Annotated in this window: 13 protein-coding genes; 7 read left to right on the plus strand and 6 right to left on the minus strand. The window is 67.3% G+C overall.

Annotated features, from left to right (window positions below):
- Nucleotides 1-235 precede the first annotated feature (235 nt).
- Entirely contained in the window at nucleotides 236-1,846 is a 1,611-nt protein-coding gene (locus tag IEY21_RS12115) for a S49 family peptidase (protein WP_188904611.1), read from the plus strand.
- A 71-nt stretch (nucleotides 1,847-1,917) separates the two neighbouring features.
- Here IEY21_RS12115 and IEY21_RS12120 read toward each other — a convergent pair whose 3' ends face one another.
- Nucleotides 1,918-3,741, minus strand: a complete 1,824-nt coding sequence (locus IEY21_RS12120; RefSeq protein WP_229753066.1) for a M3 family oligoendopeptidase — start codon at nucleotides 3,739-3,741, stop codon at nucleotides 1,918-1,920.
- A gap of 153 nt (nucleotides 3,742-3,894) precedes the next feature.
- Here IEY21_RS12120 and IEY21_RS12125 point away from each other — a divergent pair, with 153 nt between their 5' ends.
- The 4 genes from IEY21_RS12125 to IEY21_RS12140 all read left to right on the plus strand — a co-directional run bounded on the left by IEY21_RS12125 (nucleotide 3,895) and on the right by IEY21_RS12140 (nucleotide 8,196).
- A complete protein-coding gene (locus IEY21_RS12125; protein ID WP_188904612.1) occupies nucleotides 3,895-5,139 on the plus strand; it encodes an ABC transporter substrate-binding protein in 1,245 nt (414 codons plus the stop codon).
- A gap of 21 nt (nucleotides 5,140-5,160) precedes the next feature.
- Nucleotides 5,161-6,105 (plus strand): carbohydrate ABC transporter permease, encoded by a 945-nt coding sequence (locus IEY21_RS12130; protein WP_188904613.1) that lies wholly within the window; start codon nucleotides 5,161-5,163, stop codon nucleotides 6,103-6,105.
- Nucleotides 6,102-6,956, plus strand: a complete 855-nt coding sequence (locus tag IEY21_RS12135) for a carbohydrate ABC transporter permease (protein WP_188904614.1) — start codon at nucleotides 6,102-6,104, stop codon at nucleotides 6,954-6,956. Before IEY21_RS12130 ends, IEY21_RS12135 begins: the two co-directional genes overlap by 4 nt.
- Before the next feature lie 112 nt (nucleotides 6,957-7,068).
- Nucleotides 7,069-8,196, plus strand: coding sequence for an LLM class flavin-dependent oxidoreductase (locus IEY21_RS12140; protein ID WP_188904615.1), 1,128 nt, complete (start codon nucleotides 7,069-7,071; stop codon nucleotides 8,194-8,196).
- Between the two features lie 48 nt (nucleotides 8,197-8,244).
- Here the strand turns inward: IEY21_RS12140 and IEY21_RS12145 are convergent, their stop codons facing one another.
- The 5 genes from IEY21_RS12145 to pstS all read right to left on the minus strand — a co-directional run bounded on the left by IEY21_RS12145 (nucleotide 8,245) and on the right by pstS (nucleotide 13,008).
- Nucleotides 8,245-8,976, minus strand: coding sequence for a phosphate signaling complex PhoU family protein (locus tag IEY21_RS12145; RefSeq protein ID WP_229753067.1), 732 nt, complete (start codon nucleotides 8,974-8,976; stop codon nucleotides 8,245-8,247).
- Between the two features lie 143 nt (nucleotides 8,977-9,119).
- Nucleotides 9,120-9,878 (minus strand): phosphate ABC transporter ATP-binding protein PstB, encoded by a 759-nt coding sequence (gene pstB, locus IEY21_RS12150; RefSeq protein WP_188904616.1) that lies wholly within the window; start codon nucleotides 9,876-9,878, stop codon nucleotides 9,120-9,122.
- 50 nt (nucleotides 9,879-9,928) lie between these two features.
- Complete coding sequence (gene pstA, locus IEY21_RS12155) at nucleotides 9,929-10,717, minus strand: phosphate ABC transporter permease PstA (RefSeq protein ID WP_373290512.1); 789 nt, start codon at nucleotides 10,715-10,717, stop codon at nucleotides 9,929-9,931.
- A 71-nt stretch (nucleotides 10,718-10,788) separates the two neighbouring features.
- Entirely contained in the window at nucleotides 10,789-11,799 is a 1,011-nt protein-coding gene (gene pstC / locus IEY21_RS12160; protein ID WP_188904618.1) for a phosphate ABC transporter permease subunit PstC, read from the minus strand.
- A gap of 186 nt (nucleotides 11,800-11,985) precedes the next feature.
- Nucleotides 11,986-13,008, minus strand: coding sequence for a phosphate ABC transporter substrate-binding protein PstS (gene pstS / locus IEY21_RS12165; RefSeq protein WP_188904619.1), 1,023 nt, complete (start codon nucleotides 13,006-13,008; stop codon nucleotides 11,986-11,988).
- A gap of 179 nt (nucleotides 13,009-13,187) precedes the next feature.
- Here pstS and IEY21_RS12170 point away from each other — a divergent pair, with 179 nt between their 5' ends.
- Nucleotides 13,188-14,750 carry an ABC transporter ATP-binding protein gene (locus tag IEY21_RS12170; protein ID WP_229753068.1) on the plus strand — a complete coding sequence of 521 codons (1,563 nt, stop codon included), beginning with the start codon at nucleotides 13,188-13,190 and terminating at the stop codon, nucleotides 14,748-14,750.
- Nucleotides 14,747-15,805, plus strand: coding sequence for an ABC transporter permease (locus tag IEY21_RS12175; RefSeq protein ID WP_188904620.1), 1,059 nt, complete (start codon nucleotides 14,747-14,749; stop codon nucleotides 15,803-15,805). The genes IEY21_RS12170 and IEY21_RS12175 overlap by 4 nt, the downstream gene beginning before the upstream one ends.
- Nucleotides 15,806-15,892: the final 87 nt, after the last annotated feature.

The raw sequence follows: 15,892 nt of genomic DNA on the forward strand, positions 1-15,892 counted from the left end.
CCGAAACGGAAGAAACGTGGTGCTACTTGGCCATGACCCGTCTCCTGCTCCGCCGGCTGGTCACAATATGAAAAGACTGTCTCAGACAGTCTTTTCATTTCCAAAACGGGCTCTAGGCGCGGGCCACAGTGCTCGCCGGCCTGCCCACGCGGCAGGCTTTTTTCATACCGGTATTCCGCTCTTCCGCCGCGCCGCGCCGGGAACCCTGGGCAGCGCGGAGGCGTACCTTACAGATATGCCTCCTTTCAACATTCCCTTCCTCAACAAGACCTCGGATCTGCCCAGCGGCATGACCCACCCCACCTGGATCGTGCTGGACGTCACCGGTCCGTACCCGGAACGCAATCCCAGCACTCCCCTCGCCGCGCTGTTAAACCGCACCGAAACGCTCGAGGCCCTGCAGGCCCGCATCGAGAAACTGCGCGAGGCCGAGTGGCTGCACGGCGTTCTGGTCAAGATCAGCGAGTTCAGCGCCTCGCCCGCTGCCGCGCACGCCATCCGGGGCATGCTGGGCCGGCTCTCGCAGGACAAACGGGTGGTGGCCTACCTGCCGCAACTCACCATGACCGCCCTGATCGCCGCGAGCGGCGCCAAGGAAATTGCCGCGCCCGAGTCGGCAGACGTGATGCTCGGTGGTTTTGGGGTGGAACAGACCTACCTGGGCGAGTTCCTGAAAAAGCACGGCATCGAGTTCGAGAACCTGCGCATCCGCGAGTACAAGGCCGCCCTGACCCGCTTCTCGCAGGACCACATGGACGACGCCAACCGGGAGCAGCTGCAGGCCTACCTCGACGGGCTGGAAGCCGCCTGGACCGACGACCTTGCCGCTGCGCGGGGCGTGGACCGTGAAGCTGCCGCCGCGTGGCTCGCAGGCGACCTGACCAGCGCACAGGGAGCGCTGGAGGCGGGCCTGATCACCAGGGTCGCCTACGAGGACGAACTTGTCGGCCCCGGCACCCGCCCGCTGGCCGCCGTGATCGACCTGCTGATGCCGCGCCAGTTCGGCAAGAAGGGAAGCGGCAAGGTGGCGGTCGTGCCGGTGATCGGCAGCATCGTCACCGGCAAGAGCCGCAACAACCCGCTGCCCCTGCCGCTGCTGGGCGGCCCGATGGCCGGTTCGGACACGGTGGTCGCTGCCCTCAAGCGTGCCAGGGAGGACAAGGACACCCGCGCCATCGTGCTGTATGTCAACAGCGGCGGCGGCTCGGCCCTCGCCTCGGACCTGATGTGGCGCGAGGTCGCCACCTCGGAAAAACCGGTGGTCGTGGTGATGGGCGAGTATGCGGCGAGCGGCGGTTACTACGTCGCCACCCACGCCAAACACATCGTCGCCTCGCCGTACACCCTGACCGGCAGCATCGGCGTGGTGAGCGGCAAGCCGATCCTGAGGGAATTTAACGCCCGTCAGGGCCTGAATCCCGAGCGGGTGGGCCGCGACCGCGCGCTGATGTACAGCCCCAGCCGCCCCTACAGCGATAACGAACGCGGGCACGTGGAGCGCGGCATCCTGGAGGTCTACGACCGGTTTACCACCCGCGTCGCCGAGGGCCGGGGCCTGAGCAAGGCGCAGGTCAACGAGATCGGGCGCGGGCGCATCTGGAGCGGGCGCGACGCTCTGGAGCGCGGTCTGGTGGATGAGCTGGGCGACCTGCACACCGGCATCGAGCGGGCCTGCGAGCTGGCCGGGCTGCCCTACGACGCGCCCGTGTACACCGCCACCCCCAAGAACCATGGTCCCCTGCCCGAATTTGTGCAGGAGGCAGGCCGCGCCGCGCAGGTGGGCGTGTGGCCCTTTGGCCGTGAGCGGGTGCTGACGTGGTTCGATCAGGAAGTGCGGGTGCGCTGAGCGCAATAAAAACAGAAGCGGGGGGGGGCCAGCAGACAGAACGCTGGCCCCCCCCGCTTCCGTCCAGGAACTCAGCCGGCCCCGACCGCCTCCACGTATGCCCCGATCTGCCGCCGGATCACGTCCAGGCTGCCCTCCCAGAAGTCGGGGGTGTGCAGGTCGATGCCAAAGCGCGCGGCCAGGGTCAGCGGATCGGCGCGGCCGGTGCTGGCAAGCAGTTCATCGTAGCGGGCCTGGAACTCGGCCTCCGCCCCCGTTTCCCGCGCCGCCTCGTACTGGGCGTACAGACCCAGCCCGAACAGCAGACCAAAGGTGTAGGGATAGTTGTAAAAGCCCAGGCTGTAGTAGTGCGGCTTGACCGCCCACATGTGGGGATGCAGCGTCGCCAGGGCGTCGCCGTAGGTCTCGCGCTGTGCCCAGGTCATCAGGTCGTTCAGGTCCTGGGCCCCCAGGTCGCCCGCCTCGCGCCGCTCGAACACCGCCCGCTCAAACAGAAAGCGGCTGTGGATGTCCACGACAACCTGCGCGTGGCCCATCAGCTGCGTTTCGAGGACGTACAGCCGTTCGGCCCCGGTGGCGGTTGCCAGGGCCGCGTTCTGTACCACCGTCTCGCAGAAGATGGAGGCGGTCTCGGCCAGGGTCATGGGCGTCTCCCGCTGCAGGGGCGGGTGAACGGCGAGGCGCGCGTTGTGGTAGCCGTGTCCCAGTTCGTGGGCCAGCGTGGACACACTGTCCAGGCTGGGGGCATGGTTCATCAGGATGCGGCTGTGGCCCTGCGCCCAGCGCATACAGAACGCACCGCTGCGCTTGCCCTCGCGTGGGCCGGCGTCCACCCAATCTCCGGCAAATGCCTGCGCGGCGAAGGCTCCCAGCGGGGCCGAGTAGCCGCGGAACTGCCGCTCCACGAACCCGGTTCCCGCCGCATAGGTCCACTCGGTGCGCGACTCGCCCACCGGCGCGAACAGGTCCCACCAGTCCAGCTTCGCCTTGCCCAGCGCGCGGGCCTTGGCCGCAAAGTAGCGCCGGAAATCGGGAAACGAACGCACCACCGCCGCCTGCATGGCGTCCAGCGTGGCGCGGTCTATGCCGTGCGTAAGTAGGCTGGGAGCCACCGCGTCGGCAAAGCCGCGCCGCCGGGCCAGCGTGCCTTCCTCGCCCTTGACACCGTTGAGGGCGGCGGCAAAAACCACTTCGGAAGACTGCCACGCCGCCAGTTCTGCCTCGTGGGCGTCGCGGCGCACGGCCTCGTCCGGGTCGCTGGACAGGGCGCGCAGGGCCGTCACCGGCAGGCGCTCGCCCCGGAAGTCTCCTTTTAATTGGCTGCTGACATTGCCGTGAAGCTTAGCCCAGCCCCCGGCACCACTGGGGCGCAGGCGCGCGGCGAGGTCTTCCTCGGGCGGAGACATCTGATGTCGGGCGAGTTCCACGGCGCGGCGCAAAAAGCGTTCATGGTCGCAGGCCACCCCGGAGTCGGCCAGCAGCCCCGCCAGAGCCTCGTCATCCAGACGGCCCAGCCACGCGGTCAGGCGTGAGCGCAGCGGCCCCAGCGGCAACGTCAGGGTGGTAAAGGCCGCCATGCGCGTCTGGGCCAGCGCGTCGCGGCTGTCGGTGGTAAAGAAGGCGTTGATGAACGAGCCCAGCGGCCCCGTTCGCTCGGCCACGGCGTTCATTGCGCCCAGCACGCGTTCAAGCGTTTCTGGCATGACCACAGTTCCGTCCTTGCGCACGTCCAGTTCATCGAACAGCTGTTCCAGGCCCTGGATTTCAGCGCGCAGGGCACTGAGGTCCGCCTCGAAGCGGGGATCGGCGAGGCCAGCGTACAGGTCATCGGTACGCCAGCGCGGCATGTCGGCGGCCGCGGTCGCCCCGGCGGGGTCCGTGTTGACAGGGATCATGCGGGCAGTCTAGAGCAGGCCCCCGGCTCTATTTGTTTGGCGCCGCTTTCCGGAACCGCCGAGGACACTCCACAAATGTCGCGCCCCGGAACTGCTAGATTTAAGGAACATTTCATTAAGCCTGGCCCCTCACCCCCCCACGGAGGTTCCACCATGCGTACCCGCCTTACCCTGTCTGCCGCGCTCGCCGTCTCTGGCCTGATGCTCTCCAGCGCTGCCAACGCCGTGACCACCCTGAACGTCTTCATGGGGAGTCAGCAGCGCCCCGAGGTGTTCCAACCGCTGTTTGACCGCTTTGAGAAGGCCAACCCCGACATCAAGATCAAGATCGAGACCGGCGGCGCGACGAGCGAGGCCCAGAACCAGTACCTGACCACTGTGCTCGCTGCCCGCGACGACACCCTCGACATCTTCCTGATCGACGTGGTGCGGACCGCGACCTTTGCCGCGGCAGGCTGGGCCGAGCCGCTGAACAGCTACATCAGCGGGCTCGACGCCTACCTGGGCAGCTTCCTGCCGGGGCCGGTCAACGCGGCCACCTACAACGGCAAGCTGTACGCCATGCCCGCCTTCACCGACGCGCAGTTTCTGTACTACCGCAAGGACCTGCTGAGCAAGTACAAGCTGTCGGTGCCCAAGACCTGGGACGAGCTGACCGCCGCCGCCACCAAGATCCAGAAGGGCGAGGGCGGCAACATGCAGGGCTTCAATTTCCAGGGCGCACCCATCGAGGGCACCGTGTGCAACTTCTTGGAAACCCTGTGGACTGCCGGCGGCGACGCCAGGAACGTGGACAGCGCGGCGGGCAGGCAGGGTCTGGGGTTCCTGGTGGACTCGGTCAAGTCCAGGCTGTCCTCCCCGGCCAGCGCCGAGATGAAGACCGACGATTCGCGCCAGCAGTTCCAGGCCGGCAACGTGGCCATGGGCCTGAACTGGAGCTACGCCTGGGCACACTTCCAGGGCAACAGCCCACAGCCCACCACGGTCAAGGGCAACGTGGGTGTGGCCCCGCTGCCCGCCTTCGGCAAGAATGCCAGCGCCACCTGCACCGGCGGCTGGGAATGGGGCGTCAATGCCTACGGCAACCACAAGAAGGAGGCCGTCAAGCTGCTGCAGTTCATGTCCAGCGTGAGTGTCCAGCGTGAGATGGCCGTCAACGGCGCGTATCTGCCGGTGCGCAAGAGCCTGTACAGCGACAAGGCGGTGCTCGCCGCCAACCCGCACTTCAAGGCGCTGTACCCGGTGGTCCTCAAGGCCCGCCCGCGCCCGGTCACGCCCAACTATCCCAAGGTCAGCGAGATCATCCGCAACAACGTCTCTGCCGCCGTCGCGGGCAGCAAGACCGTGGACGCGGCCCTCAAGGACATGCAGCGCGACCTCGCCCCACTGCTGAAATAAGCGGCCAGGAGAGATGAAATTGTGAGTCAGAAGACCACCGTCCGGCCCGTGGACGCTCGCCCGGGCCGGGACCGGGTGCGGCGCGAGACCTCCGAGGCGCGGCTGGCCTTCTGGCTGCTGCTGCCTGCCGCGCTGCTGCTGTGCGGCGTGCTGCTGTTTCCCATGTTGACCACCTTCCGGGACAGCTTCTTCTTCAACAAGCTCACCGAGCCGTACAACGGCCAGCCCTTCGTGGGCCTCAAGAATTACGTGCAGATGTTCGGCGATCCGCGTTTTGGGCAGGCGATGAGAAACACCCTGTTCTTCGCGATACTGACGGTGGGCGGTTCATTTCTGGTCGGCATCCCGATGGCGCTCGCGGCCCACACGCCCAGCCGCATCCGGGGACTGGCGCGGGTGGCGCTGCTGCTGCCGTGGGCCATGCCGCCGGTCATGACCGGCCTGATCTTCGCGTGGCTGTTCAATGCCCAGTACGGCGTGTTCAACGACTTTCTGGTGCGGCTCGGCATCGTTCAGGAGCCGCTGCGCTGGCTCAGCACGCCGGGACTGGCGGTGCTGGCCATGGTCGTCACGATTGTCTGGAAGACCAGTTCCTTCGTGGCCCTGATTGTGCTGGGCGGGCTGCAGGGCATTCCGCGCGAGCTGACCGAGGCCTCCGAGGTGGACGGCGCCACCCGCGTGCAGTCGTTCTTCCGGGTGATTCTGCCGCTGCTGGCCCCCAGCCTGGCGGTGGCCTTCATCTTCCGGGCCATCAGCGCCGTGCAGGTCTTCGATATTCCCTACACCTTCATTCAGCAGGCGCCCGCCCAGGGACTGCTGGAAACCCTGGGGGTCTACATCTACCGCACCTCCATCGAGTTTCTGGACTTCGGTTACGCCGCGACCCTGAGCGTGGCGCTGTTCGCGGTGAGCCTGGCGGTCACGGCGGTCTACGTGCGCTTCGTGCGCGACGGAGCGAGCACATGACGGCCGAGCAAGCCGCTCCCGAACGCCTGTCTCCGGGTGACCGGGTGGGCCGCGTGCTGGGCCTGAGCGCCCTGATTGTCGGCGGTTTCTTTCCGCTGGTGTGGATGATTCTTACCAGCCTCAAGACCGAGGCCGAGCTGCAGAAATTCCCGGTGCAGTACCTGCCCGGCGCGCTGGACTTCGCCAACTACACCCGCGTGTTCACCGAGCAGCCCTTTGCCCGCTTCTTCTTCAACTCGCTGACGGTCAGCCTGCTGTCCACGCTGCTGTGTATTGCCGTGGCGGTTCCGGCGGCCTACGCCCTGGCCCGCCTGCAGGTGTGGGGGCGCGGGGCACTCCTCACGGCGGTGGTCGCCTTTTCCATGTTCCCGGTGGTCAGCCTGCTCGTGCCGCTGTTCCGACTGTTCCGCGGCGCGGACCTGCTGAACTCCTACCCGGCGCTGATTCTGCCCTACGCCGCCCTGAGCCTGCCGGTGGCGATCCTGACGCTGGTGGCCTTTTTCAGCGCCATTCCGCGTGATCTGGAGGCCGCGGCGATGGTGGACGGCACCAGCCGGGTGGGTGCGCTGTGGCGGGTCGTGCTGCCCCTTTCTGCTCCCGGTGTGGTCACGGCCGCGCTGCTGATCTTCGTGAACTCGTGGAACGAATTTCTGCTTGCCCTGAGCTTCAACACCAAGCTGGACATGCGCACCGTGAGCGTGGGCGTCACACTGTACCAGGGCGAGTTCGCCTTTCCGTGGCCGCTGATCGCCGCCGCCGTCGTGATCGCCACCATTCCGGTGGTTGCGCTGATCGCGATCTTCCAGCGCCGTTTCGTGGCCGGCCTGACGGCGGGCGGGGTGAAGGCTTGAGGTCGGGGCCACCCATCCGGAGGCTGCCCGGACCTCAAGCGACGGGGCCGGCGGCCTCCCCCATCTTCAGACAGACGCAGGCCCCTCCCCTTTCACCCACACAGGAGCAACGATGACCCCTTCCTCCCAGTCCGAATTTCTGTGGTTCCTGCAACTCTCGCGGGACGGCGAGTTCATCGGCACCAAGGACAAGCCGCCGCGCAAACCCACGCTGCCGTATCTGCAGAGCCTGATCACCACGGCGGGCGAGGCGGGCTTTGACGCGCTGCTCACGGCCACCAACTACCACAGCGAACACGAGAACTACACGGCGGCGGTGGCCGCCCTGGCCCAGACGGCGGCCACCGACCCGGCGCTGCTCATCGCCGTGCGGCCCGGCATGTTCCAGCCTGCCATGTACGCCAAGATGCTCGCCACGCTGCAGAATCTGTTTCCGGGGCGCGTGCGCCTGAACATCGTGACCGGCAGCAGTCCTGCCGAAAACGCCATGTACGGCGACTTTGAGGACCACGCCCGCCGCTATGAGCGCACCCGCGAGTTCATGACCATCCTGCGCCAGCTGTGGACCCAGCCCCCTCCTCAGTCGCACCGGTCTGACCTGTACGCCTTCGAAAACGCCGTGCTGGATCCGCCCCCGGCGCAGCCCATCCCGATTTACTTCGGCGGGGCGTCTCCGGTGGCGCAGCAGATCGCTGCCGATCTCGCCGACGTGTACCTGATGTGGGGAGAGCGCGAGGACATGCTCGCCGAACGCATGGCCCAGATGCAGGCACTGGCCGATAAAAACGGCCGCACCCTGCGCTATGGCCTGCGCACCCACGTCATCGTCCGGGAAACCGAGGCCGAGGCCCGCGCCGCCGCCGAGCGGCTGATCAGCCGGGTCGATCCGCAGGTGCGCGCCGCCTTCGTCGCCAGCCACGCCCATGTGGATGGCGTGGGCCAGCAGCGTCAGATCGAGATGATGAAAGGGCTGGACAGCGATCTGATGGTCGAACCCGGCCTGTGGGCCGGCGTGGGCATGGCCCGCAGCGGCGTGGGCGTGGCCCTGATCGGTGATCCCCAGCAGGTGGCCGACAAGATCCGGCGTTATGAGGACATGGGCTTTTCCTCATTCATCTTCAGCGGCTACCCGCATCTGGAGGAGGCCCGCCGCTTCGGCGAACTGGTGATGCCGCTGCTGAAGGGGAAAGCCGAGGAGGGCCGCGCCATCCACACCGACAAGGTGGCGCCGGTGGCCTGAGCCGCACCCGGCCCGTCACCGGCCCAGCGAGCCACCGGGGACCAGAAGTCAGCTGGCCCGGTGGCTTCTTGTCGCACCTTCCGCAGCGTCACTGACCGGGGGTCCGTCACCCGGTACGGCGCAGGCCCCCACCTCACCGGCCGTCAGGGCCACCAGACGCTCGGCGACGTTGACCAGGTGGTCGCCCAGCCGTTCCAGGCTGCGGGCCATGCGCCCGGCGGTCAGGGCGACTCCGGTGTCCTCGGGGCGCTCGAGCAGGCGGGTCAGGCTGGCCCGCTGCATCTGCTCGTACAGGGCGTCCACCTGCTCAAAATCCAGGCGCATGACCTCACGGGCAGCGTCCACGTCACGTTCGGCAAAGGCGTAGGCCAGCCGCTCGAGCATCTCCGAGAGCAGACGGACCAGCGGCAGCACGTCCTGCAGGGTGGCGCTGCGGGCGCGGGGAGCAAAGTCCTCCAGGTCGCGGGCCAGTTTCAGGGCGTAATCGCCGACCCGTTCCAGATTGGTCAGGCTGCGAAAGACCACCGTATGAAAGGCCAGTTCCTCGCGGCTCAGCGGCAGGGCGAAGGCGCGCAGGCACAGGTCCTCGATCTCGCGTTCCAGGGCGTCGGTCTCGCGTTCCAGCGCGTGGGCACGGACCGATAACCCTGCGAATTCGGCGCGGGCGTCGGCGTCCCGCACGGCGTCAAGCTGCTCCATGATGATGCTGAGCATCCGCAAAAAGCGCCCGGTGACCAGGCCCACGCTGACCGGTCCGGTGATCTGTACGGCGCTGCTCATGTTCTGGAGTATGCCGCAGCGGTGTAATGGGCGGGTCAAGCCGGACCGGAAGAATCTCTCGTCCCTGCCTGCGTGCACCCATCAGAGACCAGACTGTCCGCCAGACCCGGACGGGCGGCGGACAGATGGGAGGCAGGAACAGCTCAGCCGAAGCGTCCGGTCACGTAGGCCTCGGTCCGCTCGTCGCGGGGATTCTGGAAGATCTGGTCGGTGGAGCCGTGTTCCACGAGGTCGCCCACCAGAAAAAACGAGGTGGTGTCGCTTACCCGCGCGGCCTGATGCATGTTGTGCGTCACGATGACGATGGTCGTGACCTTCTTGAGCTCGGACATCAGGTCCTCGATCTTGGCGGTGCTGGCCGGGTCGAGCGCGCTGGTGGGTTCGTCCATCAGCAGAATCTCGGGGTCCACGGCCAGCGCACGGGCGATGCACAGGCGCTGCTGTTGTCCGCCGGACAGGCCGGTGGCCGGGGTGTTCAGACGGTCCTTGACCTCCTCCCACAGCGCCGCACCCTTCAGGCTGCGCTCGGCCACCGCCATCAGCTGATCCCGGTTGCGTATGCCGGCCAGCTTGAGTCCGGCAACCACGTTGTCGAAGACGCTCATGGTGGGAAAGGGATTGGGCTTCTGGAAGACCATGCCCACGCGCCGGCGCATGGCCACCGGGTCCACCCCGGCAGCGTAGACGTCCTGGCCGTCCAGCAGGATCTGCCCGGTCACCCGCGCTCCGGGGGTGAGGTCGTGCATGCGGTTGATCGCCCGCAGAAAGGTGGTCTTGCCGCAGCCCGAGGGACCAATCAGGGCGTTGACGGTGCCGCGCTGCACATCCAGACTCACGTTTTGCACGGCCTGCTTGTCGCCGTAGAAGATATTGACATTTCGGGCACTGAGGATGGGGGTCATGGAAAGCTCCTGCGGAGAAAAGAGGGAGAAAGGGGGCAGACCGGCCGCACTTACCTGCGGCGGCTGAAGCGGCGGGCGAGCAGGCTGGTCACGAAGATCAACACGATGAGCAGCAGTGCGCCCGCCTTGGCCATGCGCTGGTTCTCGTCATAGGCGCTGGTGGCCCCCCGGTAGATTTCCAGCGGCAGGGCGCTCATGGGCTTGCTGGGATCCAAGTTGACGTTGGGGTTGCCAAAGGCCGTGAACAGCAGCGGAGCGGCCTCTCCGGCCACACGCGCCAGCGCGAGCATCACGCCGGTGATGATGCCCCCGGCAGCGGCGGGCAACACGATGCGCAGCGTGACCAGCCACTGCGGCAGGCCCAGGCTCAGCCCCGCTTCGCGCACGGCCTGCGGCACCAGCTTGAGCACTTCCTCGGTGGTGCGAACCACGATGGGAATCATCAGGAAACCCAGGGCCAGCGCTCCGGCAAACCCCGAGAAACCGAAGCGCAGCACGATCAATCCGTAGGCGACCAGTCCCATCACGATGGCCGGAATGCCGGCCAGCACGTCGCTGACCAGCCGGATGGTCGGCATCAGCGGATGGCGCGGGTACTCGGCCAGGAAGATTCCGCCCGAGATCCCGATCAGGACACCGAAGACGCTCGCCATCGCCAGCATGGTCAGGCTGCCCGTGATGGCATTGAGCAGGCCGCCGCCGGTCTCGCCCTCGGGAGCCGGCACCTTGGTGAAAAAGTCCAGATTGATGGCTCCCAGACCCTCGCGCAGCAGGTAAAAGAAGATCAGGATCAGCGGAGCAACCACCAGCAGGGTGGCGAACAGGATCAGGCCTCCCATCAACAGGTTGCGGGCCTTGCGGGCCGGGCTGAGCTGTGTCGTGGGCCGGGGGCTCAAGGTTGCCGTACCCATCATTGGATTCCCTTGGGCGTCAGCCGCTGAATCAGCACGCGGGCCAGCAGGTTCACGCCCACGCTCACGAAGAACAGGATGAAGCCCAGCGTGACCACCGAGGAGCGGTGCAGCAATTCCTGGGCGTCGCCGAACTGGTTGGCGATCACCGAGGCCATGGTGCTCGCGTTGCCCCACAGGCTCTTGATCACGTCCTGGCTGTCTCCGATCACCATCGCCACCGCCAGCGTCTCGCCCAGTGCACGGCCCAGTGCCAGGATGACTCCGCCCATGATCCCGGCGCGGGCATAGGGCAGGATGGCGCGCGAGATCACTTCCCACTTGGTGGCGCCCAGCGCGTACATCGCCTCACGCTGGTCGGCGGGCACCAGACGGATCACGTCTCGGGCCACGCTGGCGGTGTAGGGCAGGATCATCACGGTCAGGATGATGATGGCCAGGGCCAGTCCGCGCCCGGCGCCGGAGGACGGCACGAAAAAGCACTGCAGGGTTGTTTGGTCGTTGGCCCAGATGCCCGCACATTTGGTATACAGCGCCAGCCGCTCGGGGTACTCGGGATTGAAGAAGGTTACCTGCCAGCGGGCGAGCACGGGCGCGATCACGAACAGTGCCCACAGCCCGTAGACCACACTGGGAATGGCCGCCAGCAGCTCGATCAGGTACCCCACCGGGTTCGCCAGCCAGCGAGGAGCGTACTCGGCCACGAACAGGGCGCTGGCGATCGCCAGAGGCACGCTAATGATCAGGGCCGCAAAACTGGTGATCAGGGTGCCCATGATCATTGCGGCGGCTCCAAACGTGCCATTGACCGGGTTCCAGGTGCGCTGCGTGAAGAACTCCAGGCCAATGCGGCTCAGCGCGGGCCAACTTTCCACACCCAGCAGGTACAGACTGACCACGAACACCAGCACGATCACGCTGGCCAGCGCCAGGATCAGGTACCGGAACACGCGGTCGCTGCCGCTGGACAGCGAAGCGCGGGGGGGCAGGCGGCGGGCAGGTTCACTCATGGTTTCATCTCCCTGGCGGGCATATGCCTGACAGTTGAGCGTGGGGGCGTCAGGAGCATGTCAGGCCGCACGGTGGGCGTTCGGAACGCAGGGCCACACCTTCCCTGCACTGTTCCAGCGCACAGAGAAACGGCCCCGGACATGTCCAGGGCCGTCGCGGGGGCACTGCGCCTGCAGCTTCCCGGCTTACAGCTTCTTGCCGCCGTAGGTCACGGTGTTGATGATGCTCTTGGCCTTGTTGGCCGCGTTGGCAGGCAGCTTCGCGTAGTCCAGCGGCTCGTTGTACTGCTGACCCGTCGTGGTCATCCAGCTCAGCAGCTTCTTGAGTTCCCTGGCCTGGGCCTCGGTGCGGCCCCCGTACTTCTGGTCCTGATAGAAGATCACGTAGGTGAAGCTGGCAATCGGATACGCGTCGGCGTTGGCGCTGTTGGTGATGCTCACGCGGGTGTCGGCAGGAATCACGACGCCCTCGGCGGCCTTGCTCGCCGGACCGTTGTCGGCCAGCACGAACTTGCCCGCCCGGTTCTGCACCGCGCCGAAGGGCAGCTTGTTCTGCTTGGCGTACACCAGTTCCACGTAACCCAGTGCACCGGGGGTGCTCTTCACCACTCCAGCCACGCCGTCGTTGCCCTTCGCGCCGGTGCCCACGGGCCAGTCCAGGCTGTTGCCCACACCGACCTTGCTCTTCCACTCGCTGCTGACCTTGCTCAGGTAATCCGAGAACACATAGGTGGTGCCCGAGCCGTCACTGCGGCGGGCCACCGTGATGGGCAGCGGGGGAATGGTCACGCCGGGGTTCAGGGCCGCAATGGCCTTGTCGTTCCAGAGCCGGATTTTGCCCAGATAGATGTCGGCAAGCACCTTGCCGCTGAACTTCAGGGGCGCGCTCACGCCGGGCAGGTTGTAGGCCGGCACCACCGCGCCGATGGCGGTGGGAATGTGCAGCAGCTTGGCGGGCGCGGACCCCAGGGCCTCGTTGCTCATGGGGTTGTCGCTGCCCGCAAAATCCACGGTGCGTTCGATGATCTGCTTCTGGCCGCTGCCGCTGCCGACGCTCTGGTAGTTCACGCTGGTGCCGGTGTCCTTCTTGTACTCGGCGAACATCTTGCTGTACAGCGGGTAGGGAAAGCTCGCGCCCGCGCCGGTCAGACTCTGCGCGGAGGCGGTCGTTGCCACAAGGGTCAGGCCCAGCAGGAAGGTCTTCTTCATGCCCTGAAGTCTGAGGGGCTTGTGTCAGGGCCGGGTCACTGAATCGTCAGCCGACGGTCAGCCGGAGAGGGTGAGGTTCGCCGTCATGTGGCTTACGTCCGGGTCAGGTCAGCCTGGCCGCGCCCCGAACATCTGCACCGGAACTTCATGCGCCCTTAAGTATCTGGCAAGATGCGGGGGTGACCCAGCCCCCTACCGCTGTATCTGCCTCCCCGCCCGCGCTGGAGCTGCGGGGCATCACCAAGCGCTTTCCGGGCGTGGTCGCCAACGACGCGGTGGACCTGACGGTGGGTGCGGGCGAGGTATTGGCGCTGCTGGGCGAGAACGGCGCGGGCAAGAGCACGCTGATCTCCATTCTGTACGGCCTGTATCAGCCCGACGAGGGCGTGGTGGCCCTGAACGGCCGGGTTGTGCGCATCGGCAGTCCGGCCGAGGCGCGGCGGCTGGGCATCGGGCTGGTCCCGCAGCACCCGCTGCTCGTCTCGCGGCATTCGGTGGCCGAGAACCTCGCGCTGGGCGGCGGCAGCGGACTGTTTCCGGCCCGGGGCGTGGCGGGGCGGGTGCGCGGGCTGTCGGAAAAGTACGGCCTGGAGGTGGACCCCTCGGCGCGGGTGGCCGACCTGTCGCCCGGCGAGAAGCAGCGGGTGGAGATCATCCGCGCCCTGCTGGGCGGCGCGCGCGTGCTGATTCTCGACGAGCCGACCAGCGTCCTGACCCCCCAGGAGGCCGCGGGCCTGTTCCGCGTAATGCGCGAGCTGAAGGCCGACGGACGCAGCCTGATCTTCATCTCGCACAAGCTCGATGAGGTGCTGGACGTGGCCGACCGCGTGACCGTGCTGCGCCGGGGCAAGGTGGTGGGAGGCGTGCCCACGGCAGGCGCCACCCGCGAGAGCCTGGCCGAACTGATGGTGGGCCGCGGCGTGGACTTTACCCGCAAACGCGGTGCGCCCCCGGCCACCGACGACGTCCTGCTGAGCGTGCAACACCTGACGGCCAGCGGCGCACGCGGCCTGCCCGCCCTGCGCGGCGTGACCTTCACGCTGGGGCGCGGCGAGGTGCTGGGCGTCGCGGGCATCGCGGGCAACGGCCAGAGCGAACTGGTGGAGGTGCTTGCAGGCCTGCACCCGGCCAGGGGCGAGGTCTCGCTGGACGGCCAGCCCTTGGTCGGCGGCGCAGCGCAGCGGTTCGGAAACGGTGTGGCCCACATTCCCGAGGACCGTATTCACAGCGGCACCGTTCCCAGCATGACGGTGGCCGACAACCTGGCCCTGCGCAGCTACGACCAGCCGCCGCTGGCCCGCGGTCTGGCCCGTGATCTGGGGGCGGTGGACGACCGCGCCCGCCGGGACGTGGAGCAGTACAGCGTCGCCACCCCGGGCATCCACACCCCGAGCCGCCTGCTCAGCGGCGGCAACATCCAGAAACTGATTCTGGCCCGCGAGCTGCACGGCAATCCCAGACTGATCCTGGCGGTTCATCCCACCTACGGGCTGGACATCGGCGCGACCGATCAGGTTCACCGCGTGCTGCTGGAACGCACGGCACAGGGCGCGGGAGTGCTGCTCGTCAGCGAGGACCTCGACGAGTTGCTGAGCCTCTCGGACCGCATCGGCGTGATGGTGGGCGGCGAGCTGCGCGGTCCCTTTCCCGTGCAGGAGGTCACGCGCGAGTCGCTGGGCCTGCTGATGGGCGGCGCGCATCCGCACAGTCTTCCGGGCGCAGAGCAGGGGGTGGGCGCATGAGGTTTGTTCCGCTGACCGCCCCCTCTGCGGCGCGGGCCGGACTGGTCACGCTGGCCTCGGTCGCCGTGGCCCTGCTGCTGTGTGCACTGATCTTCGTGTTCTACGGCGTTTCTCCGGCCGAGGTCTACACCACCATGTTGAGCGGCACCCTGGGCGATTCCACCGGACTGGCGGAGGTCGGACGGCGCACCATTCCGCTGCTGCTCATCGGCGCGGGGCTGGCGATTGCCTTCCGGGCACAGTTCTTCAACATCGGCGGCGAGGGACAGCTGCTGCTCGGCGCGGTCTTCGCGGCGGGAACGGCGCTGTTCGTTCCGATGCCCGCCCCGGTGCTGCTGCCCGCCGTGTTCGTCATGGGCGCGGTGGGCGGTGGGCTGTGGGCCCTGATTGCGGCGGGGCTGCGCCGCTGGAATGTCAACGAGATCCTGTCCACCCTGATGCTCAATTACATCGCCGTGGCGCTGGTAACCTACCTGATCGCCGGCCCGTGGAAGGGCAAGGACGTGCGCGGATACATCTACACCGATTCCTTTCCGGACGCGGCCAGCCTGCCGGTGGTGGCGGGCACACAGGTCCACTGGCCCACGCTGCTGCTGGGCGTCGGGGTGGCGCTGGGCCTGCAGTGGCTGCTCAGCCGCTCCACCTTCGGCTACGCGCTGCGCGTGGTGGGCGAGAACCCCGGCGCGGCGCGCTACGCGGGCCTCAGCTCGGCGCGGGTGATGACCGTGGTGGCCCTGATCACCGGGGGCGCGGCGGGTCTGGCCGGAGCGGGCGAGGTCGCCGGGATTCACCACCGCCTGCTCGAGGCCGGACAGATCAGCCTGGGCTATGGGTTCACGGCCGTGATCGTGGCGTGGCTGGCCCGCGGCAATCCGGCCCTGTGCCTGATCACCGCACCCGTCATGGGCATCATTCTGGCCGGGGGCGATCTGCTCAAGATCGACCTGAACATGCCCTTCCGGGTGGTGGACGTCTTTTCCGGCGTGATTTTGCTGTGCCTGATTGCCTCGGAGGTGTTCGTGCGCAACCGGGTGGTGTGGAGCACCCGGGAATGAGGACCCATCCAGAAGCGGCGCAGGCACGTCCCCCGTGCTCCCTCGTCCCAGGCTTTTCCGTGTTTTTTACCCCCGCCGTGTTTCTTA

Source organism: Deinococcus aerophilus (assembly GCF_014647075.1).
In the GTDB taxonomy this organism is placed as follows: domain Bacteria; phylum Deinococcota; class Deinococci; order Deinococcales; family Deinococcaceae; genus Deinococcus; species Deinococcus aerophilus.